Below are 26,043 nucleotides of genomic sequence, written 5' to 3' on the forward strand. Positions count from 1 at the left end.
CGGGGCGCCTTACTTGTGAAGAATTACGGTTCCACCCTTGGGGCCGGGAACGGCACCCTTAACGAGGATCAGGTTGCGCTCGGGAAATACGCGGAGAACACGAAGGTTCTTTACGGTCACCCGTCCGCCGCCGTCGCGACCGGCCATCCGCATGCCCTTAAATACACGGGCGGGGTAGCTGGCGGCACCGATCGAACCCGGGGCACGCTGGCGGTTGTGCTGACCGTGGGTAGCATCGTTCACACCCTTAAAGTTGTGACGCTTTACTACGCCCTGAAAGCCCTTGCCTTTACTGGTACCTACTGCGGCGCAGAGGTCACCTTCGACGAATACTTCGTCAACGGTCACCGTATCACCCAGGGCCTTGGCCAGGTTCATATCGCGGAACTCGATCACGTCGGTCTTGGGACCTACGCCCGCCGCTTTGAAGTGGCCGACCAACTGGCGGCTGCTGCTCTTCTCTTTTTTCTCACCGTAGGCGAGCTGAAGGGCGTTATATTGATCCGTATCGTCGGTCTTGACCTGGGTAACCACACAGGGACCGGCCTCAATGACCGTACAGGCCACGTTACGACCTGCGTCGTCGAAGATGGAGGTCATCCCGACTTTTTTACCAATTATACCGTTCATGGGTCTAAATTTTTCCGCCTTCCCCTTTATTGGAGAGCGGGCGGTATGCCCCCGATTCGCTGTGAATGGGAGCAGTTAATCAATAGATGTAACCTAGTGGGCCGGAGCCCAAAACCAATGTCAGACGACAATAGTGTACTAGGTCAGCTTCACCTGAATGTCTACCCCACTAGGTAGCTCCAGCTTCGCCAGGGCGTCAACCGTCTTCTGGTTGGGGGTATAAATTTCGATGAGGCGCTTGTGGGTGCGCAACTGAAACTGCTCCCGGGATTTCTTATTTACGTGCGGCGAGCGCAGAACGGTGTAAATATCTTTCTCGGTGGGCAGCGGAATCGGACCGGTTACGATGGCCCCACTGTTTTTGACGGTCTTGACGATCTTCTCGGTGGACTTGTCCACCAGGTTATGATCGTAAGAACGCAGCTTAATGCGAATTTTCTGATTCATGCCAGATTTGATTTCAAGGATGGAGGATCGGAGGAGGTTGGCCTCCTCCGATCCAGGATGCCGCCGGCGTTCCGACAGCGGGTTGTACTAATTTAAGCTTCGCCGCGGGCCTTGGCGATGATCTCCTTCGCTACGCCCGAGGGAGCCTCGTTGTAGTGGCTGAAGGTCATGCTGGAGCTGGCGCGTCCGGAAGTGATCGTGCGGAGGTCGGTTACGTAGCCAAACATTTCGCTCAGCGGCACGTCGGCGGTGATCTTCACTGCTCCACCGGCAACCGGGTTCTGTCCCTTAGGCAGGCCACGGCGACGGTTGAGGTCACCGATCACGTTACCGGTGTATTCCTCCGGCGTAGTGATGACCACGTTCATGATCGGTTCGAGCAACTTGGGCTGAGCCTGGTTGGCGGCAGCCTTGAAGCCTTCCTTCGCACAAAGCTCGAAGGCGATGGGCTTGGAGTCGACCGAGTGCATCGCACCGTCAAACACCCGCACCTTCATGCTGTCGATGTTGTAGCCGGCCAGAACGCCGTTCTTCATCATCGACTTGAATCCGTCGCGGATGGGCTTCTGGTAGTTCTTATCGATGGATCCACCGACGATGTCCCATACAAACTGCAGGTTCTCCTTACCGCTCTTGAAGTCTTCGCTCTCCAGGAATTCCTCGTCGGCGGGGCCGAGATCGAAGCTCATGTCAGCAAACAGACCGGAACCACCCGACTGCTTCTTGAGCCGCTCGCGGTGAGTAACGGTGTTGAAGAGGGCCTCTTTGTAGTTCACCTGGGGTGCACCTACGTTGGCCTCGACTTTGAACTCGCGCTTAAGGCGATCGACGATGATCTCGAGGTGAAGCTCGCCCATACCGCTAATGACGGTCTGGTTGGTGTCTTCGTCGTACTTGACCTGGAAGGTCGGGTCCTCTTCGGCAAGCTTACCGAGGGCCATACCGAGCTTATCGATGTCCTTCTGCGTCTTGGGCTCTACGGCAACTCCGATAACGGGATCGGGGAAGACCATGGATTCCAGTACGATGGGATTGCTCTCGTCGCACAGGGTATCACCGGTACGGATGTCTTTGAATCCAACGGCTGCGGCGATGTCGCCCGCTTCCACCTTGCTGATGCTTTCCTGCTTGTTGGCGTGCATCTGGTAAAGACGGGAAATGCGCTCCTTGTTACCGCTGCGGGTATTCTTGACGTAAGATCCTGCATCCAGGCGACCGGAGTACACCCGCATGAAGGCGAGGCGACCTACGAAGGGGTCCGTAGCAATCTTGAAGGCCAGTGCGGCGAAGGGCTCGTCAACCGAAGCCTTGCGCTCGAGTATCTTCTCCTCATCGTCGGGATCGGTTCCTTTGATCGGGGGAACGTCCATCGGGCTGGGCAGGTAAGCACAAACCGCATCGAGTACGGCCTGAACTCCCTTGTTCTTGAAGGCGGAACCGCACATCATGGGTACGAAGGCCGCATCCATAACGGCGTCGCGAACGGCCTTACGGACCTCCTCTACGCTGATGCTTTCCGGATCCTCGAAGTACTTCTCTAGCAGGCTTTCGTCGTATTCGGCAACGGCTTCGAGGAGTTTCTCGCGCCATTCGTTCACGGTGTCGACGAGGTCTTCGGGGGTGTCGATGACTTCGAAAGTCATGCCCTGGTCTTCCTCGTTCCACACGATGGCCTGCATGGTGATCAGGTCGACCACGCCCTTAAAGCGCTCCTCGGCACCGATGGGCACCTGCAGGGGGATCGACTTGGAACCGAGCTTCTCTTCGACATCCTTTACGACGCTGAAGAAGTCGGCACCCGAGCGGTCCATCTTATTGACGAATCCGATCCGGGGTACTTTATAATTATTGGCCAGGCGCCAGTTCGTTTCCGACTGGGGCTCTACACCCGAAACAGCACAGAACAGAAAGACCAGACCGTCGAGTACGCGGAGCGAGCGGTTCACCTCAACGGTGAAATCCACGTGACCCGGAGTATCGATGATGTTGAATACGTAAGACTCGTCCTTCCACTTCCAGTTGGTGTGGGTAGCTGCCGAGGTAATCGTAATGCCCCGCTCCTGCTCCTGCTCCATCCAGTCCATGGTAGCCGCTCCATCGTGAACTTCACCGATTTTGTGGGAGATGCCAGTATAGTAAAGGATACGCTCGGTGGTGGTCGTCTTGCCCGCATCAATGTGGGCGGCGATACCGATGTTCCTGGTGTATTTAAGATCCGTAGCCATGGCTTGGAATATTTGAAATTTGAAATTTGAAATTGAAGACGTTCAATTTCTACCGTCCATAATGGGCGAAAGCACGGTTGGATTCGGCCATCTTGTGGGTCTCTTCCTTCCGCTTTACGGCCAGGCCTTCGTTGCGGCTGGCGGCGAGGAGTTCGGCGGCGAGCTTCTCGGCAAATCCCTTGCCACTGCGCTGACGGGCAAAGCGGACCAGCCACTTCATACCGATTGACATCTTCCGCTTTCCGCGGATCTCCGTGGGGATCTGGAAGGTCGCGCCACCGATGCGGCGGCTGCGTACCTCTACCTGGGGCATTGCGTTGTTGATCGCACGCTTCCACACTTCGTACTCGTCGATCTCCTCACTGGAGACGCGTTCCTTGATGATGTCCATGGCGTCGTAGAAGACAGCAAAGGCCGTACTCTTCTTACCGGAATACATCAGGTTGTTGACGAATTGGGTCACGAGGGTATCGCCGAAGCGAGGGTCCGGAGTGACGATCCGGAGTTTTGGTTTTCTTTTACGCATTGTTCAGCGGTTTCTTTGGTGAAACGTAAATCGGATTATTTCTTAGGGCGCTTGGCACCGTACTTGGAACGGGCCTGCTTACGGTTGGCAACGCCGGCCGTATCCAGGGCTCCACGCACGATGGTGTAGCGTACACCGGGAAGGTCCTTTACACGACCGCCGCGGATCAGCACGATGCTGTGTTCCTGGAGGTTGTGTCCTTCACCGGGGATGTAAGCGATCACCTCGATACCGTTGGTAAGACGCACTTTAGCCACCTTCCGCAGGGCGGAGTTTGGCTTCTTGGGCGTAGTGGTATACACGCGGGTACACACGCCACGCTTCTGCGGACAGGCATCCAGGGCGCGAGACTTGCTCGACTCTACGATCTGCTTGCGGCCCTTCCGCACTAATTGATTAATTGTAGGCATACGTTTTCTTTGCTTTACGAACGCTTTTTAAATACCAGAGGCCTACCTCCTGAAAAAGCGAGCACAAAGGTACCCTTTTCTTTTGGGAAATCCTAGCCTTAGGTAAAGTGTATACAAATTTTGCGGCGGCGCGCGGGTGCAGGGCAATTAGGAAGAGCAATGCATCACTCCTCCATCGACCTAGCTGCGTATCCAAAATCCTCCCCCCCCTCTCAAAACGTCTCCCCAAACAGGCTGTCCACGAACGCCCGTTTGTTAAAGATCTGTAGGTGGTCGATGGCTTCCCCCACTCCAATGTAGCGGATGGGTACCTGGAATTGGTCCGTGATTCCGATGGCTACCCCGCCCTTAGCGGTACCGTCGAGTTTCGTGAGCGCCAGGGCGTTGACCTCCGTAGCTTCGGTAAAGGCCTTCGCTTGCTCGATGGCATTCTGTCCGGTAGTGGCGTCGAGCACGAGCAGGACCTGGTGGGGCGCACCGGGCATCGCTTTAGTCACGGAGCGCTTGATCTTGGAGAGCTCCTTCATCAGGTTGAACTTGGTGTGGAGCCGTCCGGCGGTGTCGATGATGGCTACGTCGCAATTGTTGGTCTGGGCGTACTTGACCGTTTCGTAGGCCACGGCGGCGGGATCGGTATTCATGCCCTTTGAGTAGAAGTCGCAGCCCACGCGCTCCGCCCAGATGCCGAGCTGATCGACGGCGGCGGCGCGGAAGGTATCGGCGGCTCCGAGCACCACCTTATGTCCCCGATTCTGGTACTGCTTGGCCAATTTACCGATGGTGGTGGTTTTCCCAACTCCATTTACGCCGACGACAAGGATCACGGCCGGCCGCTCGGTAGTGGGCAGGATGTAGTCGTCGATCTCTTGGTCGTTCTGCTCGGCCAGGAGGTTTACGATCTCATCGCGCAGGATTTCGTTGAGCTCGCCGGTATTGAGGTAACGGTCTTCGGCTACCCGGGCCTCGATGCGCTCGATGATTTTGATGGTGGTGTCGAGGCCCACGTCGCTGGAGATCAGTACGGTTTCCAGTTCGTCGAGCACTTCTTCGTCTACCCGGTCCTTGCCGGCTACGGCCCGGCCGATCTTATTGAAGAAGCCCTGTTTGGTCTTCTCCAGCCCCTTATCTAGGTCTTCCTTCTTCTCGGGGGTAAAAAACTTCTTAAAGAAACTCATACTGCGACAAATTGAGGCCGCGAAGGTAAGGCTTACCCCCTTGACAGCGGCCGGGGAAGGTGCAGCCTCGGGATGTTCCTCCGCTCCTGCGTTCCCGCCCTTAGTTCCGGTTGGGGAAGGTGCTGTAGCACGAAGTTGGGCAGCTGCAGCAGGGAATCGAGCATGGCGTGGTGGGGGGCGACGGCCAGTTCGTTGTAGGAAGACCTGCCGTTGCAGACGGCCAGGTTGAAGTGTACGCGAGCCTGGTTAGCAAGCTGAAGCAGGCGGGGGGTGTCTAGCGCGGAAAAACTGAGGCGGGGGTGGGTGATGCCGGCGATCTGCTGGGCGAGGAGTACGGGATTTTCCCGGTCCTGCTGCCGGGTGATGACCTGCTGTACGGTGCCGCCTTCGTCTACCGTCCAACCGAGCCGTCGCAGGATAATTTCCGTATCGGAACGGCCGTAATCGCTGAGCAGGCAAATCCTGACCGCCCGCTTCGCCAGCCACGAGAAAACCGCCTCCGCGCCGGGCATTTTTTCCAGGAAAGCGGTGTTGAGGAAGCGGTCCATACCCTCCTGCACCCCGACGCACATGTCGTTAAGCCGAAAAACGGCGAGTTGGAGGTGAGAATCGATCATGCGGTGATTAGGATGGTAGGACAGGGCGGTTGGGTAGCAGTCAGCAAGGCACTAACTAAGTGAAGGGCAGATATTTACAACCACGAAGCTAAAGGACCGGATGCACACGGCGCGCTTACTATGAACGATTTAATCTAGGTTTAATGTTGTGGTCCGTTTTTCGCCCGTTTGCTTACAAACCCTTAATGGTTGGTGTACGTTGTAGACCCATGAAGCAAGAAAGGCTGGCCTCGGGCATTCTTCACCACACGATATACCGACAGGACGACGCCTTCGACTGGATGATCTTTATCCACGGCGCGGGGGGCAGCTCCATCACCTGGAAACATCAGGTAAAGGCCTTCAAACCCTTCTTCAACCTGCTGCTGATCGATATGCGCGACCACGGTTACAGCAAGGATCTCGAGCCCGAATACAGTACTTATGATTTCGATATCGTAACCGACGACGTACTGCGGACGATCGACCACGTAGGCATTCGCCGCGCGCACTTTTTGTCGCTCTCCCTCGGGAGCATCGTGCTGCAGCGGCTGTACGACCGTCGGCCCGACCTGATCCAATCAATGATTATGGCCGGCGGGGTGTTTAAGGCCGACTGGAAGATTCGCCTGTTTGCCCACAGCGGCAAATTTCTCAGCTACTTCGTTCCCTTCCGGTGGATCTACGATACCTTCATCATGATCGTACTGCCCCGCGAAAATCACGCTCCCAGTCGCCGGCTCTACCGCCTGCAATCAAAGAAGCTGACGCCCACCGAATTTCTTAAGTGGTTGGGACTGTACCGCGACTTCTTCTCGATCGTCAAGCGGTTCTACCGGCGCAAGCTGCGCACTTCCAGTCTGATCGTAATGGGGGGGCAGGACCACGTGTTCCTGGAAGCAGCCCAGCGCTTTGCACAGAAGCAAGCCCACCACGCGGAATTAGTCGTACTGGACGGCTGCGGTCACCTCTGCAATCTGGAGGAAGTGCAGCGATTTAACGAGGCCGTGCTGAAATTTCTGAAAAAACCGGTAGCACCGGTGGTCTAGCGCATGTTGCGGGCTCCCTGTACGAGCAGGTTTACCTCATTGTTGAGTACCTCTACGAAGCCCCGGTCGATGGTGAAGGTCAGGCTCCGGTTTGGAGTACTTTCCTTGGTCATGCCGTTGGTATCCTCACTGTAGAAGCTGTACTCTCCCGTACCGGTCACTACGGTTACGCGGCCGGCGGTCAGGCTGGAGACGAGGGGAGCGTGATTATCGAGCAGCTGAAAACTCCCATCGGTTCCGGGCAGGGACACCTTGGTCACGTTGCCGTTGAAGATGGTGCGATCGGGGGTAAGGACGGAGATCTTCATGGGTAGTAGTGTGGTGTGGTAGTACGGTAGTACGGTAGTACGGTACTATCATACTACCGTACTACCGTACTACTTTTTTAAACCTGTGCGAGTTGCTTATCCCCCTTTGCGATGGCGTCTTCGATGGTGCCGACCAGGTTGAAGGCGTCTTCGGGGTACTTGTCTACTTCGCCGTCGATGATCATGTTAAAGCCCTTGATGGTGTCCTTGATGTCGACGAAGACGCCCTTGAGTCCGGTGAACTGCTCGGCTACGTGGAAGGGCTGGCTGAGGAAGCGCTGGACGCGGCGAGCACGGCTGACGACGAGCTTATCCTCTTCGCTGAGTTCGTCCAGACCGAGGATGGCGATGATGTCCTGTAGCTCGGTGTAGCGGGCCAGGATGTTGATGACGCGCTGGGCGGTATTGTAGTGCTCTTCACCGATGATGGCCGGATCGAGGATACGGCTGGTGCTATCGAGGGGGTCCACGGCGGGGTAGATGCCCTGGGAGGCAATCTTACGGTTGAGTACCGTGGTGGCGTCGAGGTGAGCGAAGGTGGTAGCCGGGGCGGGGTCGGTAAGGTCATCCGCGGGAACGTAGACGGCCTGTACGGAGGTGATCGATCCGCGCTTGGTGGAGGTAATGCGCTCCTGCATGAGACCCATCTCGGTAGCCAGGGTGGGCTGGTAACCTACGGCGGAGGGCATCCGGCCGAGGAGGGCGGATACTTCCGATCCAGCCTGGGTAAAGCGGAAGATGTTGTCGACGAAGAAGAGGATGTCGCGGCCACCGGTGGGGTCGCTCAGGTCGCCGTCGCGGTAGTACTCCGCAATGGTCAGTCCGGACAGGGCTACGCGGGCACGGGCTCCGGGAGGCTCGTTCATCTGACCGAAGACGAAGGTGGCCTTCGATTGCTCGAGTTCCTTCATGTCTACCTTGCTCAGGTCCCAGCCGCCTTCTTCCATGTCGTGCATGAAATCTTTGCCGTAGCGGATGATGCCCGCTTCGAGCATTTCGCGAAGGAGGTCGTTGCCCTCACGGGTGCGCTCTCCGACCCCGGCGAATACGGAAATACCGTCGTACCCCTTGGCGATGTTGTTGATCAATTCCTGAATCAGTACGGTCTTGCCTACTCCGGCACCGCCGAAGAGACCGATCTTACCGCCCTTGGTGTAGGGCTCGATCAGGTCGATGACCTTGATGCCGGTGAAGAGGGGCTCGCGGTCGGTGGCCAGGTTTTCGAACATGGGGGCTTCGGCGTGGATGGGCCGTGCGCTTGCTCCCTTGGGTACCGCGGGCATGCCGTCGATCGGCTCACCCACCACGTTGAACAGCCGTCCCTTGATCGCCTCGCCGATCGGCATGGCGATGGGGATACCGGTATCCACTACGTCGAGGCCGCGCTGGAGGCCGTCGGTAGCGTCCATGGCAATGGTACGTACGGCGTCTTCTCCAAGGTGCTGTTGCACTTCGAGTACGAGGATTTCCCCGTTGGTACGGGTGATCTCGAGGGCGTTGAGGATGGCGGGCAGCGAGCTGCCTTCGGCGGCGAAGGAAACATCTACTACGGGTCCGATTACCTGCTTGACTTTACCGATGTTGGCCATTTATCTGAGCTTCTTAGTCGTGGAAGGGGGTTACAATTGAGGCGCAAAAGTACGAAAGGTTTTTAAATGAAGCAGCTATTCCGCAGCTATTCGGTCAAGCACGGCAATCCGAATGTACCCGCGATCGGATAATTGCTACATTTAGACCACCTAACCCCCTCCCCAAATGGGCCACCGCAGGACCATCCTCTACCGCGCCGGACGCTACGTGACCGAGTTGCTCATTCAGCAGTTACCGACCGATCGGGTCTTCCACAACCTCCACCATACCATCAACGTGATGCAGGGAGCCCTGAAGATCGGAAAAGCCGAGGGCCTCACGGAGCAAGAACTTGAAATCGTTATGCTTGCCGCCTGGTTTCACGATACCGGCCACATCAAGACCTACACCGGCCACGAACAAGTAAGCATAGCTATCGCCCGCGACTGGCTGACGACCGAGGGATATCCCCAGGACCAAATCGACACCGTGCTGCGGTGCATAGAGGTCACCACCATGCCGCAGCGCCCCACCAATAAGATCGAGGCCGTAATGTGCGACGCCGACCTCTATCACCTCTCCTTCAATACCTACGACCACTACCAGGAAATGCTCCGCGAAGAGTGGCGACGCGAACTCGGCATCGAAGTCTCCGACGAAGACTGGAACAAGCAAAACGACGCCTTCCTGCAAAGTCACCAGTACTTCACGAAGTACGGACAGGAAGTCCTGGAATGCCGCAAGAGCATCTAGACAGGGACCGCAGGAAGTAAATAGCAACCTTAATTTGCTCCTTAATAGCAATATTGCTATATTTGCATACAAATCACCAGTATGCTACTCTCCGAACTCTCCGCTTTTCTCCGCCAGTCGAAACAACTCGCGATCGTGCTACCCGACGGCAGCCTGGTCCCCCGCCACTTTCACGTGACCGAAGTGGGTGAAGTAACGCGCCGCTTTATCGACTGCGGTGGAACCCGTCGCCACGAGCGAGTGGTCAACCTGCAACTGTGGAGCGCCAACGATTACGATCACCGGCTTGCCCCGGAAAAATTTTCCCACATCCTCGATCTGGCCCAGCGTGAGTTGGGAATAGGCAACCTCGAGGTCGAAGTGGAGTACCAGGGAGCCGAAACCATCCAAAAATTCGGATTGGCCATCGTAGACGACCGCCTGCAGCTTACCGGTAAAGCAACCGATTGCCTTGCCAAGGACAACTGTGGGATTCCCCCGGCAAAAAAGCTGGTCTCCCTGGGGAATTTTGTCGCCAAACCATCCGCCACCAGTTGTGCCCCCGGCTCGGGCTGCTGTTAATCGACCGACCATGGGAGTAACCAAAACGGAAGCCTACACCGCGCCGCAGCTTGAACTAGCCGGTCTGTGCAAAGTGCTTGGCCACCCGGCCCGCATCGCCATACTTGAAAAATTGCTGGCTACCGATTGCTGTATTTGCCGTGACCTCACGGACGAGATCGACCTCGCCCAACCGACGGTATCCCGCCACCTGAAGGAGCTAAAAGATGCCGGATTAATCGCCGGAAGCACCGACGGCAACACCGTGAAGTACTGTATCGACCGGGAGCGATGGCTGGAGATCAGTGGCTTGATTGATACCTTCTTTGCTCGGCTGCCCGACTGCCAGCTTCCCGGTTGCTGAACTTAAGGAGCACGGTAAGCGTATATTTAACCGTTACTACCGTACCGTGATTCGCATTTTCCCCCTCTTCCTGGCTTTACTTATGCTCGTCGGCTCCGTCGGCGTGACGGTGAGTCGCCATTTCTGCATGGGAGAAATGAAGTCGCTGACCCTTTTCGGTAAGAGCGATGTCTGCGAAATGGCCGTGGCGGAAAAGCCGGTCTGCCCCCTGCACGCCTCGCCCGAGAAAAAGGGGTGCTGCGACGACGAGTACGAGTTGGTAAAGTGGGACAACGACCGCCAGCTCGCCGATGCACCGGCGCTTCCCGCGATTGCCTGGGCCTTGACCGCACCCACTCCGCCTGCTTTCCCCGAATTTGCGCTGCACCTGCGTGCCCGCCCGAATAAGACCTTTCAGCACTACCGACCGCCGCCGATCATAATTGACGTGCCGCGCCGCTTTCAGGTCTTCCGTATTTAGTACCGCCGCTTTGTCCGACATGCCTTCCGCCCCCCGCGGAGGGCTCTTCTCGTTGTGATAATGTACCGGCATGTTAGCTACTATTATTCGTTTTTTCCTGGAGAATAAGCTGGTTGTCTGGCTGTTGCTCCTCGCCTTTGTGGGCTGGGGACTGGCCACCGCGCCCTTCGATTTCGACCTTAAATTTCTGCCCCGTGACCCGGTGGCCGTCGACGCCATTCCCGACATCGGCGAGAACCAGCAGATCGTATTTACGCGCTGGCCCGGACAGTCGCCGCAGGACGTAGAAAATCAGGTGACCTACCCCCTCACCTCCGCCCTGCTCGGCATCCCCGGCGTGCGCAGCGTGCGCTCCAACTCCATGTTCGGCTTCTCCAGCATCTACCTGATTTTCGAGGAGGACATCGAGTTTTACTGGTCCCGCAGCCGCATCCTGGAAAAACTCAACAGCCTCCCCGCCGGCGTACTGCCCGACAACGTTGTGCCCACCCTGGGCCCGGACGCCACCGCCCTCGGACAGGTCTACTGGTACACCCTCGAAGGCCGCGACCCCGACGGCAACCCGGTGGGCGGCTGGGACCTCGACGAACTTCGTTCCACCCAGGACTTTTACGTGCGCTACGGCCTCAGCGCGGCCGGTGGCGTGAGTGAAGTGGCCAGCATCGGCGGTTTCGTAAAGGAATACCAGGTGGACGTCGACCCGGAAAAAATGCGGGTGTACGGCATTACCCTCGACCAGGTCATGCAGTCTGTCCGCGGTAGTAACCTCGACGTCGGTGCCGCTACCCTGGAGATCAACCTGGCGGAGTACTTCGTGCGCGGCCTCGGCTATTTACAGAACCTCGAGGACCTGGAAAGTGCCGTCGTATCCGAGGTGAACAACGTGCCGATCCGCCTCAGTGACATTGCCCGTGTAAACGTAGGCCCCGCCGAACGACGCGGGCTTCTCGATAAATCCGGTGCCGAAGCCGTCGGCGGCGTGGTAGTGGCGCGTTACGGTGCCAATCCGCTCGAAGTCATCGACAACGTCAAGGCCAAAATCGCCGAGCTCGCCCCCGGACTGCCCCGCCGGGAACTGGAGGACGGCACGATCAGCCAGGTCACCATCGTCCCCTTTTACGACCGCAGCGGCCTGATCAAGGAAACGATCGGCACCCTGGAGGAAGCCCTCACGCTGGAAATTTTGATCACGGCCATCGTGGTCATACTTCTCCTCTTCAATTTAAAATCTTCCCTCCTCGTCGCCGGCACCCTCCCCGTGGCCGTCCTTATGTGCTTCATCGCCATGCGCTACTTCGGGGTGGATGCCAACATCGTCGCGCTGTCCGGCATTGCCATTGCCATCGGTACCATGGTCGATATGGGCATCGTACTGACCGAGAGTATGGTGTACCGCCTCAACAACGCCCCGCCCGGCGAGAGCAGACTGGAGAGCATCTACGAGGCTACGGTGGAGGTGGCGTCGGCGGTCATCACGGCGGTGGCGACGACCATCATCAGTTTCCTGCCCGTCTTCACCATGGAGGCGGCCGAGGGTAAGCTGTTCCGTCCGCTGGCCTTCACCAAGACCTTCGCCCTCATCGCGGCCATCTTCGTTTCGATCGCCTTTATTCCCGCGTTGGCGGACCAGGTTTTCAGACTCGACCGTCACGGCAAGCGGCGCAAAATTCTCTCCAACCTCCTATTGATCGGTGCCGGCATCGCGGCCTGGATCTTCGTGGCCTGGTGGTTGGGTCTCATCGCCATCCTGGCCGGTTTACTGGGCGTTGCCCTGGCGGTACTGGAGCAGAGGGGCGGGGACGCAGGTGCGGTGGACGTCCGGAAAAGCAGGGGCAATTGGTTGCAAGCCGCCGTCAACGTGCTCATCGCCCTCACCCTCGCGTGGCTGCTGGCGGGCTACTGGTTGCCGCTGGGTGTAGAAAAATCACAGGCCTTCAACTTCCTGTTCGTGGTGGTTGTGGCCGGCGGCTTGCTCGGCTTTTTCTGGCTGGTGATTTACTCCTATGCCTCCATCCTGCGGTTTCTCCTGCGGGTGAAATTCCTCTTTCTCCTCCTGATCACCCTCATCGTGATCGCGGGGGTAAGCATTTACCGGACCATTGGACAGGAGTTCATGCCCGCCCTGGGCGAGGGAGCCTTCTTGCTTATGCCCACCGCCATGCCCCACGCCGGGGTAGCCGAGAACCTGAACAACCTGCGCACCCTCGATATGGCCGTCACCACCATCCCCGAGGTGGAATCGGTGGTCGGCAAGGCGGGCCGGGTCAACAGTCCGCTCGATCCCGCACCACTGTCCATGTACGAGAACATGATCCAGTATAAGAGCGAGTACGCCACCGACGAGAACGGCCGGCGACTGCGCTTCCGGGCCGCCGACGACGGCAACTGGGTGACCCGGTCGGACGGTGCATACCCGTTGGACGGGGTATCGACCGAAAACCTCATTCCCGACCCCAACGGCCAGTACTTCCGCCAGTGGCGCGATCACATCCGGAGTCCCGACGACATCTGGAACGAGATCATCAGCGCGGTGAACCTGCCCGGCGTCACTTCCGCCCCCAAACTGCAGCCGATCGAAACCCGCCTCGTCATGCTGCAAACCGGTATGCGCGCCCCCATGGGGATCAAGGTCCGGGGCACCGACCTGCGCCAGATCGAGGCCTTCGGCCTCGATCTCGAACGCGAGCTGCGGGAAGTGGAAGGCGTCAAGGACGCAGCGGTGTACGCCGACCGCATTGTAGGCAAACCTTACCTACTCCTGGACGTGAAGCGCGACGCCATTGCCCGCTACGGTCTTTCGGTCACGGCCGTGCAGCAGCAGATTCAGGCTACGGTGGGCGGTATGCTCATGACCACCACGGTAGAAGGCCGCGAACGCTACGCCGTACGGCTCCGGTATCCCCGGGAGCTGAGGAATGATCCTGAATCGATCCGTCGCATCCTGGTCCCCGCCGGGAACGGCCGTCAGATCCCCCTCGGTGACCTCATCGACATTCGCTACGAACAGGGGCCGCAGTCGATCAAGAGCGAGGACGGCTTCCTCGTTGGCTACGTCCTCTTCGACAAGCTAGAGGGCTACTCCGAAGTAGAGGTGGTCGAAAACGCCACGAACTACCTGAACAGCCTGGTCGCTGCCGATCAGCTGGAGATTCCCGCTGGCATCAGCTACCGCTTTGCGGGCAATTACGAGCAGCAGGTGCGGGCCGACGCTCGACTCAAGCTGGTACTACCAATCGCCCTGGCGCTCATCTTTCTTATCCTCTACTTCCAGTTTCGGTCGGTGACGGTGGCGCTGATGGTGTTCAGCGGAGTATTTGTTGCCTTCTCCGGAGGCTTCCTCCTGCTGGGGGGCTACGCCAATCCGGACTTCCTCGACTTCAACTTCTTCGGCACTAACCTGCGCGACCTCTTCCAGATGCGCACCATCAACCTCAGCGTGGCGGTCTGGGTCGGCTTCCTGGCCCTGTTCGGCATCGCCACCGACGACGGGGTGCTCGTGGCCACCTTCCTGCGCGACAGTTTCGAGCGCAACGAGCCGACTACGGTGCAGGAAGTACGCGATGCAGTAGTGGAGGGCGGCCTGCGCCGGGTAAGACCGGCCATGATGACCACCGCCACCACCATTCTGGCCCTCCTGCCCGTACTGACGGCAACCGGCCGTGGGGCCGATATTATGCTACCCATGGCGATCCCCAGTTTCGGGGGCATGCTCTTCCAGGTGGTGACCATGTTTACCGTGCCGGTGCTGTGGTCGCTGCGGGCGGAGTGGCGGGTAAAACGAAAAATGAAACGGGGATGAGGATTTACAATTTACAATTTACCATGGGTAATTTACAATTTACGGCTCTGCAGTACAATGCGGCCTCCCCCGATAGCTATCGGGGCGATAGTACGACGCGGCCTCCGGCCGCGCTGGTCCGTTACCTAAGTGTAGCGACGGCTTCAGCCGTCCTGCTGCTTATCCTCTCGAGCTCCTCCGTCTCCGCCCAGTCCCTCGACAGCCTCCGTACCCTCCTCCGCGAAAACAACCCCGAGCTAAGGGCCCTCGCCTACGACTACCGGGCCGCCCTTTCCATCAGTCCCCAGCTTCGGCAGTTGCCCGACCTCGAGATCGGCGGCGGCGTCTCCATCCTGCCGGTAGAAACCCGGCTCGGGCCCCAGCGCGCCCGGGTGATGGTGACGCAAATGCTCCCCTGGCCCGGCACCCTCGCCGCCATGTCGGCCCTTGCCGATGCGCGGGCTCAGCCAATTCTGGAGCAAGCCGCGGCCATGCAGCTGGACCTGCTTTTCCAGTTGGAGAGCAATTACTACCAGCTTGTCGCGGCTGAGAACAAGATCGTCGCACTCGATACGAGCCTGACCCTCTACGCCAGCCTGCGCAGCATCGCCCTCAGTCGGATCGAAAATGGTAGGGGCAGCTCGGTAGATGTTTATCGCCTCGAACTACGCACCAATGCGACCCGCCGCCAGATCGAAGAACTACGGGCGGAACAGGCCCTAGCCTGGTCAGATATCGAGCAGTTGGTCAATCAGGAACTGCCACGTATCGTAGTCCTACCGACCGACTCCCCCGACCGCGTCCTGCCCACCGAGCCCCGATTCGACGACCACCCCCTCGTGCGCATTTTCGCCCTGCAGGAATTCGTTTCCCGGCGAACGATTTCCCTCAGTTACATGGAAGCACGGCCGGGCATCGCGGTCGGCGTCGACTACATCGCCACCGGAAAACGGACCGACGCCGAGCCACCCGGAAATGGCCGCGACGCCATTCTACCGCGGGTTATGGTGCGCTTTCCCCTCTCGGGGGGCAAGTACCGGGCCAAACGCGACGAAGAATCGCTGCGCATTCAGGCCATTGCCGCCCGCCGCACCTCCGTCACGACCCAGTTGACCACCGCCCTCGAAAAAGCAGCCATTGCCCGTCAGGATGCGGCCGACCGGCTGCGCTACCTCGACGAACAGCGCACCACCATCTCCGCCGCCCTCACGATTGCGCGTGCCGAATACGCCAATTCCCGGCGCCCCTTCGACGAATTGCTGCAACTGCAGAATGAGTACGTCGACCTGCTGATCCAGTCCATCGAAGCCCAACGCACCCTCTTCACCCAGGCGGCCGTCATCGACCGCTACCTGCCCCGGCGCTAAATCCACCATCATGAAATTACAGCCTGTCCTATACCTTCTTTTCGCGGTCGTCGTCGGCCTCTTCGGTGGTTACTTGCTGTTCGGCAATTCCGACAAAACCCCTATTGATGACACCGAGCACGACCATTCCCTCGAGTCGGACGACGAAACCACCTGGACCTGCTCCATGCACCCCCAGATCCAACGCGATGAGCCCGGCGACTGCCCCATCTGCGGGATGGACCTGATCCCCATGGGCTCCGCCAGTTCTTCCGACCCCACGGTGCTCACCATGACGGAAGCCGCCGTAGCCCTCGCCCGCGTGAGGACCACCGTGGTGGGCACAGGGAGCGGCATACCTGATCCAAAGGCCGACATTCGCCTTACCGGCACTCTTGCTTCCGACGAACGTACGGCCGCCGTGCAGTCCATCAACTACGGCGGTCGCCTTGAACGACTGCTCGTCACCTTCCCCGGGGAACAGGTACGCGCCGGTCAGCGCATCGCGACCATCTACTCTCCCGAACTGGTGATCGCCCAGGAAGAGCTGCTCGAAGCCCGCAAACTGGAGGCCCTTTCGCCCGAGCTTACCGTGGCCGCCCGCAACAAGCTCCGCAACTTCAAAATATCCGAAGAGCAGATTTCCGAAGTAGAAACGACCGGCGAGGTGATCTCCAATTTTCCCGTCTACGCTGAGCGGGGGGGCACCGTTCTCGACATTCGCGCCCGTGTCGGCGATTATGTACAGGCCGGAGCCGCACTCTATACCCTGACCAACCTCGACCGGCTGTGGGCGTTGTTCGATGCCTACGAGCGTGACCTCAATTCCATTCGGGTGGGCGACCGGGTCAGCTTTTCCGTGGCGTCGCTGCCCGACGAAACCTTCACCGCCCGGGTGACCTTTATCGACCCGCTGATCAATCCGGCCACCCGTACCGCCACCATCCGGGCCGAGGTCAACAACTCCCGGGGCCGACTCAAACCGGAGATGTTTATCACCGGCGCGATCGGCAGCACCCGTCCGGTCAAAACCACCACGGACGCCCCCCTTACCGTACCCAAAACGGCGGTGCTCTGGACGGGCAACCGCTCCGTCGTCTACGTCGCTACGCCGGACGCGGACATTCCCACCTACCAGTTTCGGGAAGTCACCCTCGGCGAGTCCACCGGCGGAAGTTACCGGGTCCTTTCCGGTTTGGAAGCCGGTGAGGTGGTGGTCACCAACGGGGCATTCTCCATCGACGCCGCCGCCCAGCTCAACAATCAGCTGAGCATGATGAACCGCGACGTCGTCATCCAGGGCCGGGAAGCGGGTGAGGTTACGGCCATGGCCCTCCCGGACTACACCGACGAAGCCACGCAGGCCTTCCGCTCACAACTCAGTGAAGTCGCCCGGGCCTACCTGCCCCTGAAGGACCGACTGGTCGCATCCGAACTCGCCACGGACGCTTCGCTCACCCCCCTCCGCACGGCACTCTCGGAAGTCGACATGACCCAGGTCAAGGACGACGCTCACCTTTACTGGATGGAGCTGCTTAACGCCATGAACACTCACTTGGGCGGGGTCGCGGGTGCGGAGGAACTCGGGGAACAGCGAAAGCAATTTGGCTTCCTCTCCCAGACCCTCATCAACGCGCTAACTGCTTTCGGTGCCGACGATACCCTGTACGTCCAGCACTGCCCCATGGCCTTCGGCGGCGCCGGCGGCAACTGGCTCAGTGAGGAATCTTCCATTCGCAATCCATTTTACGGAGACGCCATGCTCACCTGTGGCTCCACCATCGATACCCTAAGCAAGTAAATCCGTAGTCATGACCTCCAAGCATACCGTTTACATCGACAATATGGTCTGCAGCCGTTGCAAAATGGCCGTACAACGGATCGTAAGCAACCTGGGCTGGCGCGTCGAACGGGTCGAATTGGGCCGCTTTACCGGTTGGCCCCCGGAAACGCAGCAGGATTTCCTGCCCGTCCTTGCCCAGCAACTGTCCGCCATCGGGTTTAAAGTGCGCAACGATCCGGGCGGCGTGATCAGCCGCATCAAAGGACTGATCATCGACTACGTCTATAATGATCTGGCGGATAGCACCCAGCCCCTCTCACAGTTGATCGCCATGGATGTCGGTCTGAGCTACAGCCACCTGAGTCGCCTATTTTCTAAGGAGGAGGGCCGTACAATTGGTGACTTCTACTGCATCCAACGCATGGAAAGGGGAAAGCAACTACTCGTAAATACCGACGAGCAAATCTCCCTCATCGCCTACCGCCTGCACTACGGCACACTGGGTCGTTTCACCGCAGCATTCAAAGAGTCGACGGGAATGTCCCCCACGGCTTTCCGTGAACGCGGGGTGCACCTGCCCGTACCATTAGATGAACTATAGCGCATAATTTGGTAAGGATTAGCAAATTATGAGAAAGCATCCCCCCAATTTCACTTGTTATTAAACTAAAAGATCAAGGTTATGACGTATAAACTGCTCACTTCACTTCTCCTACCGGCCTTCCTGTTCGCCTCCTGCGGAGGTAATGCCCAGACCGAGAATGCAACGGAAACCGGCCTCAGCACCCCCGCCGAGGTCGAGGCGCAACAGGAAAGTGCACCGGAAATAGCGGATACTGAATTTGGTGATCCGATTACCGATAAAGTGTTCCAGAACTACCTGCACCTGCGTACCGCGCTGGTAAATAGCGATGCCGGAGAGGCCAGCAAAGTAGCCTTCGAAATGACTACCACCCTTGAAAACGAGCGTCCGGAACTGCGGACCATCGCGCAGCGGATCGCCGATACCAATGACCTTACCGAACAGCGTATCGCTTTTGCCGAACTTACCACTGCCGCCGAAAGCCTGTTTACGGAAGGAATAACGGGGGGCAAGTTCTATAAGCTGCACTGTCCGATGGCTATGGATGGGGCCGGTGCTGACTGGTTCAGCGAGGTGGACGAGGTGCGAAACCCGTTTTATGGAGATAAGATGCTGAAGTGTGGGAGTGTGACGGGGGAGATTACGCAGTAAGCCAATCGCTGCCGGAGGCAGCTTCGTACTTCCGCTGCCGGGAGGCAGCATTATACCTACTTACTATGAATCACTACCTGAAATTTGGCCTGATGATGGCCGTGTCCTTTGTCATCATGTACATCGTGATGTTCCTCAACATCGACGTATTCGACCACGCCATGCTGAGTCCGACCCGAACGTATATGACCTTCCTGATGATCGCCCCGATGGTGGTAGTAATGATGGGATTTATGTGGGGGATGTATAAGAACAAGGTGCTGAATTACGCCATTCTCGGCACCGCGGTACTCACCTTCATTCTTTGCTACGCCGGATTGCGGGAGCAGACTTTTGTGGGCGACGTGCAGTGGATGAAAGCGATGATCCCCCACCACTCTTCGGCCATCATGGTAAGCCAGAAGGCCCACCTAAAGGATCCGGAGGCCATCAAACTGGCGGAGGAAATTATTGAGGCCCAGGAAAAAGAAATCGCCGAGATGCGGAAGATGATCTACCGCCTCGAGCAGCAAGAATAACCAAACCCGTTTTACCCATGAGTGCATCGATTAAATCCGAATTTCAGAGCTGTATCCAGGCTTGCCAAGAGTGCCTGATCGACTGCAAAGTCTGTCTGGCAAAGATGGCCGGCATGAAGTCTATGAACGACTGCCCCTACTGCTGCATCCAGTGCATCGAGGTCCTCGAGGCCAGCATTGGCCTGATGGCTGCCGATAGCAAGTTCAGCAAGGAGCAATGTGCCCTCTGCGCTAAAGTATGCGAGTACTGCGCCGAACAGTGCGAGCAGCACGACCACGACCACTGCAAGCGCTGCGCCGAAAGCTGCCGCAAGTGCGCCGAGGAGTGCCGCAAGATGGCCGCCTAAACCTACCCAACGGGAGTCGGATCGCCCGGCTCCCGTTTTTCTTCCCCCTATCCAAGTAATCTATCATGAAGTGGACTCACTTTTGCCTACCCTTGCTATTGGTACTCCTTTCCCCCGCACTGACGGGCCAGCAAACCGGCGACGGCAAGCTGAGTACCTATGAGATGATCCCCGGCCAGTCGCTGACCTCCCGTACCGGCAAGGTTGTAACCTACCACCTCGCCGTATCCGACACCACGGTCAACTTCACGGGTAACCCGACCCCAGCTCTGGCCACCAATGGTTCGATTCCCGCCCCGACTCTCGCATTTACCGAAGGGGATTCCGCACGCATCTACGTCACCAACTATACGGGTGGCACGGTGTCCTTTCACTGGCACGGGCTGCTGCTGCCGAATGAATTCGACGGCGTCCCCCTGCTCAACACGGAGCTCATCCAACCGGGCGCGACCTACGTCGCCGCCTTCCCGATCATTCAGCACGGCACCTACTGGTACCACTCGCACACCGAATTTCAGGAGCAAAAGGGGATGTACGGCCCCATCGTCATCCAGCCCAAAGCCGGTATACCCACCAAGGAAAAAGTAGTGGTGCTCTCCGATTTTACCGAGCAGAACCCCCACGAGGTACTGCGACAGATCAAGCGACACACCGACTGGTACGCCATCAAACGCACCGCAGTACAGAGTTACGGCGGCGCCCTGGCTACCGGTAACCTCGGCAAGCAAATCTGGCTCGAATGGAACCGCATGCCCAGCATGGACCTCGCCGACGTCTATTACAACGCCTTCCTGGCCAACGGTAAAATCGCCGACGCCTACCCCACCCTCACCGCCGGAGAGACGATACGCCTCCGCGTAATCAACGGCTCCGCCTCCTCCCACTTCTGGCTGCAGTTCGCGGGCGGCAAGATGACGGTGGTCTCGGCCGATGGACAGGAAGTAGCCCCCGTAGAAGTTGACAAACTCCTCATCGCCACCGCCGAAACCTACGATATCGAGGTCACCCTACCTACCGACGGGCGCTACGAATTCCGGGCCACCTCCTGGGACCGCTACAAACACACCTCGGTTTGGCTCGGACAGGGCGCGGAACACGCCGCCCCCACCCTGCCCAAAGTCGACTACTTCGCCCTAACCAAGGAAATGAAGGACATGATGGCCGCAATGCCCGACATGCAAATGGGCAAGGCGCCTAATGACATCCCCGAACCCAGAGTCTATCCTATAGGAGAGGCACCCAGCAATGAGGACATCCAGATGGAATCCATGATGCAAATGGGAATGGAAATGGGAATGGATCACAGCAAAATGAACCATGACATGCCCGACATGAAGCACGACACCGTACCAGAGCCAAAGATGGACCACGACATGCCCGGCATGGACCACAGCAAAATGGATCACGGCAAAATGAACCATGACATGCCCGGCATGAAGCACGACACCGTACCAGAGCCAAAGATGGACCACGATATGCCCGGCATGGACCACAGCAAAATGGATCACAGTAAAATGAACCACGATATGCCCGGCATGAAGTCAGACAGCACGCCGGCCGGAAAGACCATCTCCGCCAAAGAAATGGACGGCAAGACCATGGACACCGGCATGCAAATGGGTTCCAATGCCCCCATGGGGGTGATGCTGACCGGCTACTACGAACTGAAGGAGGCCAATCCGAATGAAACCATCTTCGATTACAATATGCTCCGGTCCGAGCAACCCACGGTGCTCAAGGAAGACCGCCCGGTCCGCGTCGTCCACCTGTACCTGGGCGGCAACATGCTCCGCTACGTCTGGATGATCAATAACCAGCCGCTTTCTGCAGCCGACAAGATCATGATCGAAAAAGGAGAGAACGTTCGCTTCGTTTTTCACAATACGACCATGATGAGCCACCCGATGCACCTGCACGGTCACTTCTTCCGGGTCGTCAACAACCAGGGCGACCACGCACCCCTGAAGCATACGGTCAATGTCGCACCGATGGAAACCACCATTATCGAGTTTGCCGCCACGGAAGATAAGGACTGGTTCTTCCACTGTCACCTCCTCTACCACATGATGTCGGGCATGGCCCGGATCATCGGCTACGAGGGCAGCAGCGACCTCCTGATCAAGGACAAAGTCGACTACGACAATTTCGCCATGGATGACCTGAAGTACTTCGGCATGGCCAGCGTAAGTGCCCTAAGCAACGGAACCTGGGCCGACCTAGCCTACTTTAACCTCAACAAGGAATTCAGCCTAGAGGGGGAAACCGACTACGACGGCAACTTCGAAGTAGAGGGCAAAGCCATGCGCTACCTCGACCCCCGCCAGTTTTTCTCAGCCTACGTCGGTGCGGAAATAGATGGCGAACGGGAAATGGACGCTGAAACCGGCAAACTAGGCACCGAAACGAAGGTACTGGCCCTCGCCGGTGTTCGTTACTTTCTGCCCATGATGATCTGGTCCGACCTCCGGGTCGATCACCGCGGCCGCCTCGAACTACAACTGGAGCGGGAAGACATCCCCCTAACCACGCGCTGGCGGGCCTCCGCCATGGGGCGGTACAACTTCATGGAGCAACGGGCTGAGTACGCTTTTGGCACTAGTTACCAAGTCGGGCAGTACTGGGCCGTGGTCGGGATCTACGATAGCGATTACGGCCTTGGCGGGGGCATTAAATTTATCTGGTAGGTCGCCACCAACAATTTTCCGCTATGAAATACCTGCTCGTCTCCATCCTTACCATAGTGTTCCCACTCGGCACATACGCTCAGCAACTGCAGGAATCGCCGGTTGTCGAAGCTTCCCTCAGCGACTTCGCCAACCTCCATCCGCTGATCGTACACGTGCCGATCATGCTGCTGATCGTTGCAGTGGCCACCCAGATCGGCTCGCTGTTCATCTGGAAAAAGCCGCTCGACTGGGTAACCTTTCTTGCACTAACGGGCGGGGTCGCGGGTGCGGTGATGGCGGGCGTCGTCTTCCATCCCCACACCACGGGCCTAACCCCGGCCGCCCAGCAAGTACTGGAACAGCACGACAGCTATGCCTACTGGACCATGTGGCTGAGCGCGGCAGCGCTCGTACTGAAGGGCATCAGTATGTGGCTGCTACAAGACAAGCGGTGGCTGGAAATCGTCACCACCCTCATCCTCGCCGGCTCCGCGGTTACCGTCAGCCTCGCTGCTCACTACGGCGGCACACTGGTCTACATCCACGGCGTCGGCGTACAGGGCAACTACGTCGAAGGAGATTCCAACCACGAAAACTGAGCCACCATGAAAGACTGCTGCAAAACCGATACGCCCCGAAGCACCGGAAAGAAAATTCTCAACGGCATCACCTCTTTAATTATCGGAGGCCTGATCCTCTCCGCCATCATCCTCACCCTGATCCGCTACCTCTGACCCCCGTTGGACGGCTAAAGCGGTCGGACGGACCCACCCCGTTGGACGGCTATAGCGGTCGGACGGACCCACCCCGTCCGACGGCTAAGCGGTTGGACGGCTGTAGTGAAAAAATCGGACTTATGCAAATCAACAAATCAGGGCCGCTTTTTCAGTATTTACACTGCTCCCGCGCCCCCGCCCAATCAATAGATGTCCTCCGTCCACCCCTTGGTTTCACCAAATAGACCTTACTGCCATGACCCATACATACATCATTAAGGGACTAAATAATGACCGAAGCGCCGAAGAGGTGCGGGCAGCGCTGAAGGAGGTCAGTGGAGTTGAAAGCGTGACCATCTCCGGCGACCGCGCGGAGGTGACCATGTCACGCCACCTGACCAACGAAATCATCGAACGGGCGATCGGAGCCGTGGGGAATTATTCTCTCGTCCACGAAGCCGGTGCCGTAGCCGATCACCTGGCGGAGCTTACCGAGCACGGCCACGAAGAAGCGATCAGTCGCGACAACCACCGCAATATGCCGGGGATGGATCATTCAAAAATGGACCATGGCAGCGTGAATGACGGGGGGATGGACCATTCCGCGATGGACCACGCTAATATGAAGGGAGGAGGCAAGCACGCCGGCCACCACGATCACCACCGGATGATGATCGAAGACTTCAAGCGACGCTTCTGGGCATCCCTCGTACTGACCGTCCCGGTGCTGCTACTGGCCCCGATGATTCAGAATTGGCTGGGGATCGAGTGGGATTTTTCGGGACAGCTGTACGTGCTATTTGCCCTGTCGTCCATTATCTATTTCTACGGGGGCTGGCCCTTCCTGAAGGGATTTAGGGAGGAGATGGGCAAGGGGGCTGCCGGCATGATGACCCTGATCGCGGTGGCGATTTCGGCGGCTTACCTGTACAGCTCGGCGGTCGTGTTCGGCCTGGAGGGAAAGACCTTCTTCTGGGAGCTTGCCACCCTGATCGACGTCATGCTCCTGGGCCACTGGATCGAGATGCGCTCGGTACTGGGCGCCAGTCGGGCCCTAGAAGCCCTGGCGGAACTGATGCCCGCGGAGGCAAATCTTGTGCAGGGGGAACAGGCTGTCAAAGTTGACGTGAATACGCTGCAACCCGGCAACATCATCCTCATCAAACCCGGAGAAAAGGTGCCGGCCGACGGCCACATCATCCAGGGCAGCACCGACCTCAACGAAAGCATGCTCACAGGTGAGAGCAAACCGGTAGCTAAAACGGTTGACGCCGAGGTGATCGGCGGATCGATCAACGGCAGCGGCTCAATCCGCGTGAGGGTCAAGGGAACAGGCGAAGACACCTACCTGTCGCGGGTGGTCAACCTGGTGCGGGAAGCGCAGGGACAAAAATCACAAACCCAAAAACTAGCGGATCGGGCAGCCAAGTGGCTCACCATTATCGCGCTGGTCGGCGGATTCGGCACCCTGGCCGCATGGCTGTTGCTGGGTAGCGAATTGGCCTTTGCCCTGGAGCGGATGGTGACCGTAATGGTCATCTGCTGTCCGCACGCCCTGGGCCTCGCCATCCCCCTGGTAGCTGCCATCTCGACGAGCGAATCGGCTAAGCACGGACTCTTGATCCGCAACCGCACCGCCTTCGAAAATTCGCGCAAGATCACGACCATCGTCTTCGATAAGACCGGCACCCTCACCGAAGGTTCCCACGAAGTGACCCGGATAGTGCCCCTCGATCCAGCCTACGGTGAAGCCGAACTGCTCCGCTACGCCACCGCGGTGGAGAGCAGTTCCGAGCACCACATTTCTAAGGGATTGCAACGGCGCGCCAGGGCCGACGGGCTCAAAGTGCCCGCGAGCACCGACTTCGTCTACGAGGCCGGAGTTGGAGTAAGCGGAACGGTAAATGGCAGAAAGGTGAGGGCGGGAGGTTATCCCATGCTCGAGGGCATCGGCATTCCCGCTCCGGAAGAAGAGAACGAGACGATCGAAACTAAGATATTCATTGTCATCGACGGTACCCTGGCCGGCTTCATCACCTTTGCGGATCGCGTCCGCGCCAGTTCTGCCGGTGCCATAAAAACCCTGCAAGAAAACGGCATCAAAACGTCCTTACTCACCGGCGATAACGAGCGGGTCGCAGCGGCCGTCGCAAAGGAGCTTGGCATGAACGACTACATGGCCGAAGTGCTGCCCGACCAAAAGCAGGCGAAGATCAAAGAGTTACAAGCCGCGGGGGAGTTCGTCGCCATGACGGGTGATGGCGTCAACGACGCCCCCGCCCTCGCCCAAGCCGACGTAGGCATCGCCATCGGATCGGGCACGGATGTCGCGGCCGAAACCGCCGACGTAGTGCTGGTCGACAGCGACCCGAAGGACATTGCCAATCTGATCCTGTTCGGCAAAGCCACTCACCAAAAGATGGTTCAGAACCTCTGGTGGGCAACCGGCTACAACGTGGTTGCCCTGCCCCTGGCTACCGGTTTCGTCCCGGGATTGGTAATCAGTCCGGCCGTTGGCGCGGCACTAATGAGCGCCAGCACGGTGATCTGTGCCGTCAACGCTCAATTACTGAAGTCCAAACTCTCCACTTAAATTACTCCCG

Annotated in this window: 25 protein-coding genes; 16 read left to right on the plus strand and 9 right to left on the minus strand. The window is 58.3% G+C overall.

Annotation, left to right across the window (positions count from 1 at the left end):
* Positions 1-9 precede the first annotated feature (9 nt).
* From rplC to GGR28_RS09985, 7 genes are all read right to left on the minus strand, one after another.
* Positions 10-630: a 50S ribosomal protein L3 gene (gene rplC / locus GGR28_RS09955; protein WP_183495634.1), complete on the minus strand. Its 621-nt coding sequence runs from the start codon at positions 628-630 to the stop codon at positions 10-12.
* 138 nt (positions 631-768) lie between these two features.
* Positions 769-1,077: a 30S ribosomal protein S10 gene (gene rpsJ, locus GGR28_RS09960; protein ID WP_099106033.1), complete on the minus strand. Its 309-nt coding sequence runs from the start codon at positions 1,075-1,077 to the stop codon at positions 769-771.
* Between the two features lie 92 nt (positions 1,078-1,169).
* A complete protein-coding gene (gene fusA, locus GGR28_RS09965) occupies positions 1,170-3,302 on the minus strand; it encodes an elongation factor G (protein WP_183495635.1) in 2,133 nt (710 codons plus the stop codon).
* Positions 3,303-3,351: 49 nt separating this feature from the next.
* Complete coding sequence (gene rpsG, locus GGR28_RS09970) at positions 3,352-3,828, minus strand: 30S ribosomal protein S7 (RefSeq protein ID WP_183495636.1); 477 nt, start codon at positions 3,826-3,828, stop codon at positions 3,352-3,354.
* A 35-nt stretch (positions 3,829-3,863) separates the two neighbouring features.
* Positions 3,864-4,238 (minus strand): 30S ribosomal protein S12, encoded by a 375-nt coding sequence (gene rpsL, locus GGR28_RS09975; RefSeq protein ID WP_183495637.1) that lies wholly within the window; start codon positions 4,236-4,238, stop codon positions 3,864-3,866.
* Between the two features lie 212 nt (positions 4,239-4,450).
* Complete coding sequence (ftsY, locus tag GGR28_RS09980) at positions 4,451-5,413, minus strand: signal recognition particle-docking protein FtsY (protein ID WP_183495638.1); 963 nt, start codon at positions 5,411-5,413, stop codon at positions 4,451-4,453.
* 32 nt (positions 5,414-5,445) lie between these two features.
* Positions 5,446-6,030, minus strand: a complete 585-nt coding sequence (locus GGR28_RS09985) for an HAD family hydrolase (protein ID WP_183495639.1) — start codon at positions 6,028-6,030, stop codon at positions 5,446-5,448.
* Positions 6,031-6,239: 209 nt separating this feature from the next.
* Between GGR28_RS09985 and GGR28_RS09990 the strand changes: the two genes are divergently transcribed.
* Positions 6,240-7,058, plus strand: coding sequence for an alpha/beta fold hydrolase (locus GGR28_RS09990; protein WP_183495640.1), 819 nt, complete (start codon positions 6,240-6,242; stop codon positions 7,056-7,058).
* Here the strand turns inward: GGR28_RS09990 and GGR28_RS09995 are convergent.
* Positions 7,055-7,366 carry a FoF1 ATP synthase subunit delta/epsilon gene (locus GGR28_RS09995; protein ID WP_183495641.1) on the minus strand — a complete coding sequence of 104 codons (312 nt, stop codon included), beginning with the start codon at positions 7,364-7,366 and terminating at the stop codon, positions 7,055-7,057. The genes GGR28_RS09990 and GGR28_RS09995 overlap by 4 nt on opposite strands.
* Positions 7,367-7,443: 77 nt before the next feature.
* Positions 7,444-8,955, minus strand: coding sequence for a F0F1 ATP synthase subunit beta (gene atpD, locus GGR28_RS10000; RefSeq protein ID WP_183495642.1), 1,512 nt, complete (start codon positions 8,953-8,955; stop codon positions 7,444-7,446).
* A gap of 166 nt (positions 8,956-9,121) precedes the next feature.
* Here atpD and GGR28_RS10005 point away from each other — a divergent pair, with 166 nt between their 5' ends.
* The 15 genes from GGR28_RS10005 (at position 9,122) to GGR28_RS10070 (ending at position 26,033) form a co-directional block, all read left to right on the plus strand.
* The gene (locus GGR28_RS10005; RefSeq protein WP_183495643.1) at positions 9,122-9,688 is read left to right on the plus strand and encodes an HD domain-containing protein; all 567 of its coding nucleotides are present in this window, start codon (positions 9,122-9,124) and stop codon (positions 9,686-9,688) included.
* 81 nt (positions 9,689-9,769) lie between these two features.
* Positions 9,770-10,249 (plus strand): DUF6428 family protein, encoded by a 480-nt coding sequence (locus tag GGR28_RS10010; protein WP_183495644.1) that lies wholly within the window; start codon positions 9,770-9,772, stop codon positions 10,247-10,249.
* A 10-nt stretch (positions 10,250-10,259) separates the two neighbouring features.
* The gene (locus tag GGR28_RS10015; RefSeq protein ID WP_183495645.1) at positions 10,260-10,592 is read left to right on the plus strand and encodes an ArsR/SmtB family transcription factor; all 333 of its coding nucleotides are present in this window, start codon (positions 10,260-10,262) and stop codon (positions 10,590-10,592) included.
* A 46-nt stretch (positions 10,593-10,638) separates the two neighbouring features.
* Entirely contained in the window at positions 10,639-11,052 is a 414-nt protein-coding gene (locus GGR28_RS10020) for an HYC_CC_PP family protein (protein WP_183495646.1), read from the plus strand.
* A gap of 70 nt (positions 11,053-11,122) precedes the next feature.
* Positions 11,123-14,851, plus strand: coding sequence for an efflux RND transporter permease subunit (locus tag GGR28_RS10025; protein WP_183495647.1), 3,729 nt, complete (start codon positions 11,123-11,125; stop codon positions 14,849-14,851).
* 23 nt (positions 14,852-14,874) lie between these two features.
* Positions 14,875-16,197: a TolC family protein gene (locus GGR28_RS10030; RefSeq protein WP_183495648.1), complete on the plus strand. Its 1,323-nt coding sequence runs from the start codon at positions 14,875-14,877 to the stop codon at positions 16,195-16,197.
* Between the two features lie 10 nt (positions 16,198-16,207).
* On the plus strand, positions 16,208-17,977 hold the full coding sequence (locus tag GGR28_RS10035; RefSeq protein ID WP_183495649.1) for an efflux RND transporter periplasmic adaptor subunit: 1,770 nt from the start codon (positions 16,208-16,210) through the stop codon (positions 17,975-17,977).
* A gap of 10 nt (positions 17,978-17,987) precedes the next feature.
* On the plus strand, positions 17,988-18,560 hold the full coding sequence (locus GGR28_RS10040) for a helix-turn-helix transcriptional regulator (RefSeq protein ID WP_183495650.1): 573 nt from the start codon (positions 17,988-17,990) through the stop codon (positions 18,558-18,560).
* Positions 18,561-18,641: 81 nt separating this feature from the next.
* Positions 18,642-19,193 carry a DUF3347 domain-containing protein gene (locus GGR28_RS10045; protein ID WP_183495651.1) on the plus strand — a complete coding sequence of 184 codons (552 nt, stop codon included), beginning with the start codon at positions 18,642-18,644 and terminating at the stop codon, positions 19,191-19,193.
* A gap of 65 nt (positions 19,194-19,258) precedes the next feature.
* Positions 19,259-19,711 (plus strand): DUF305 domain-containing protein, encoded by a 453-nt coding sequence (locus GGR28_RS10050; RefSeq protein WP_183495652.1) that lies wholly within the window; start codon positions 19,259-19,261, stop codon positions 19,709-19,711.
* A 17-nt stretch (positions 19,712-19,728) separates the two neighbouring features.
* A complete protein-coding gene (locus tag GGR28_RS10055) occupies positions 19,729-20,058 on the plus strand; it encodes a four-helix bundle copper-binding protein (RefSeq protein WP_183495653.1) in 330 nt (109 codons plus the stop codon).
* A gap of 65 nt (positions 20,059-20,123) precedes the next feature.
* A complete protein-coding gene (locus GGR28_RS10060) occupies positions 20,124-22,742 on the plus strand; it encodes a multicopper oxidase domain-containing protein (protein ID WP_183495654.1) in 2,619 nt (872 codons plus the stop codon).
* 23 nt (positions 22,743-22,765) lie between these two features.
* Positions 22,766-23,323: a DUF2231 domain-containing protein gene (locus GGR28_RS10065; RefSeq protein WP_183495655.1), complete on the plus strand. Its 558-nt coding sequence runs from the start codon at positions 22,766-22,768 to the stop codon at positions 23,321-23,323.
* A gap of 6 nt (positions 23,324-23,329) precedes the next feature.
* Complete coding sequence (locus GGR28_RS19195) at positions 23,330-23,458, plus strand: hypothetical protein (protein WP_262890761.1); 129 nt, start codon at positions 23,330-23,332, stop codon at positions 23,456-23,458.
* Positions 23,459-23,978: 520 nt separating this feature from the next.
* Positions 23,979-26,033, plus strand: coding sequence for a copper-translocating P-type ATPase (locus GGR28_RS10070; protein ID WP_183495693.1), 2,055 nt, complete (start codon positions 23,979-23,981; stop codon positions 26,031-26,033).
* Positions 26,034-26,043: the final 10 nt, after the last annotated feature.

Source organism: Neolewinella aquimaris, assembly GCF_014197245.1.
Taxonomy (GTDB): Bacteria; Bacteroidota; Bacteroidia; order Chitinophagales; family Saprospiraceae; genus Neolewinella; species Neolewinella aquimaris.

Bases quoted from the DNA above. Each gene is read 5' to 3' on its own strand.
- rplC (WP_183495634.1), bottom strand. From the start codon at position 630: ATGAACGGTATAATTGGTAAAAAAGTCGGGATGACCTCCATCTTCGAC.
- rpsJ (WP_099106033.1), bottom strand. From the start codon at position 1,077: ATGAATCAGAAAATTCGCATTAAGCTGCGTTCTTACGATCATAACCTG.
- fusA (WP_183495635.1), bottom strand. From the start codon at position 3,302: ATGGCTACGGATCTTAAATACACCAGGAACATCGGTATCGCCGCCCAC.
- rpsG (WP_183495636.1), bottom strand. From the start codon at position 3,828: ATGCGTAAAAGAAAACCAAAACTCCGGATCGTCACTCCGGACCCTCGC.
- rpsL (WP_183495637.1), bottom strand. From the start codon at position 4,238: ATGCCTACAATTAATCAATTAGTGCGGAAGGGCCGCAAGCAGATCGTA.
- ftsY (WP_183495638.1), bottom strand. From the start codon at position 5,413: ATGAGTTTCTTTAAGAAGTTTTTTACCCCCGAGAAGAAGGAAGACCTA.
- GGR28_RS09985 (WP_183495639.1), bottom strand. From the start codon at position 6,030: ATGATCGATTCTCACCTCCAACTCGCCGTTTTTCGGCTTAACGACATG.
- GGR28_RS09990 (WP_183495640.1), top strand. From the start codon at position 6,240: ATGAAGCAAGAAAGGCTGGCCTCGGGCATTCTTCACCACACGATATAC.
- GGR28_RS09995 (WP_183495641.1), bottom strand. From the start codon at position 7,366: ATGAAGATCTCCGTCCTTACCCCCGATCGCACCATCTTCAACGGCAAC.
- atpD (WP_183495642.1), bottom strand. From the start codon at position 8,955: ATGGCCAACATCGGTAAAGTCAAGCAGGTAATCGGACCCGTAGTAGAT.
- GGR28_RS10005 (WP_183495643.1), top strand. From the start codon at position 9,122: ATGGGCCACCGCAGGACCATCCTCTACCGCGCCGGACGCTACGTGACC.
- GGR28_RS10010 (WP_183495644.1), top strand. From the start codon at position 9,770: ATGCTACTCTCCGAACTCTCCGCTTTTCTCCGCCAGTCGAAACAACTC.
- GGR28_RS10015 (WP_183495645.1), top strand. From the start codon at position 10,260: ATGGGAGTAACCAAAACGGAAGCCTACACCGCGCCGCAGCTTGAACTA.
- GGR28_RS10025 (WP_183495647.1), top strand. From the start codon at position 11,123: ATGTTAGCTACTATTATTCGTTTTTTCCTGGAGAATAAGCTGGTTGTC.
- GGR28_RS10030 (WP_183495648.1), top strand. From the start codon at position 14,875: ATGGGTAATTTACAATTTACGGCTCTGCAGTACAATGCGGCCTCCCCC.
- GGR28_RS10035 (WP_183495649.1), top strand. From the start codon at position 16,208: ATGAAATTACAGCCTGTCCTATACCTTCTTTTCGCGGTCGTCGTCGGC.
- GGR28_RS10040 (WP_183495650.1), top strand. From the start codon at position 17,988: ATGACCTCCAAGCATACCGTTTACATCGACAATATGGTCTGCAGCCGT.
- GGR28_RS10045 (WP_183495651.1), top strand. From the start codon at position 18,642: ATGACGTATAAACTGCTCACTTCACTTCTCCTACCGGCCTTCCTGTTC.
- GGR28_RS10050 (WP_183495652.1), top strand. From the start codon at position 19,259: ATGAATCACTACCTGAAATTTGGCCTGATGATGGCCGTGTCCTTTGTC.
- GGR28_RS10055 (WP_183495653.1), top strand. From the start codon at position 19,729: ATGAGTGCATCGATTAAATCCGAATTTCAGAGCTGTATCCAGGCTTGC.
- GGR28_RS10060 (WP_183495654.1), top strand. From the start codon at position 20,124: ATGAAGTGGACTCACTTTTGCCTACCCTTGCTATTGGTACTCCTTTCC.
- GGR28_RS10065 (WP_183495655.1), top strand. From the start codon at position 22,766: ATGAAATACCTGCTCGTCTCCATCCTTACCATAGTGTTCCCACTCGGC.
- GGR28_RS19195 (WP_262890761.1), top strand. From the start codon at position 23,330: ATGAAAGACTGCTGCAAAACCGATACGCCCCGAAGCACCGGAAAGAAA.
- GGR28_RS10070 (WP_183495693.1), top strand. From the start codon at position 23,979: ATGCCGGGGATGGATCATTCAAAAATGGACCATGGCAGCGTGAATGAC.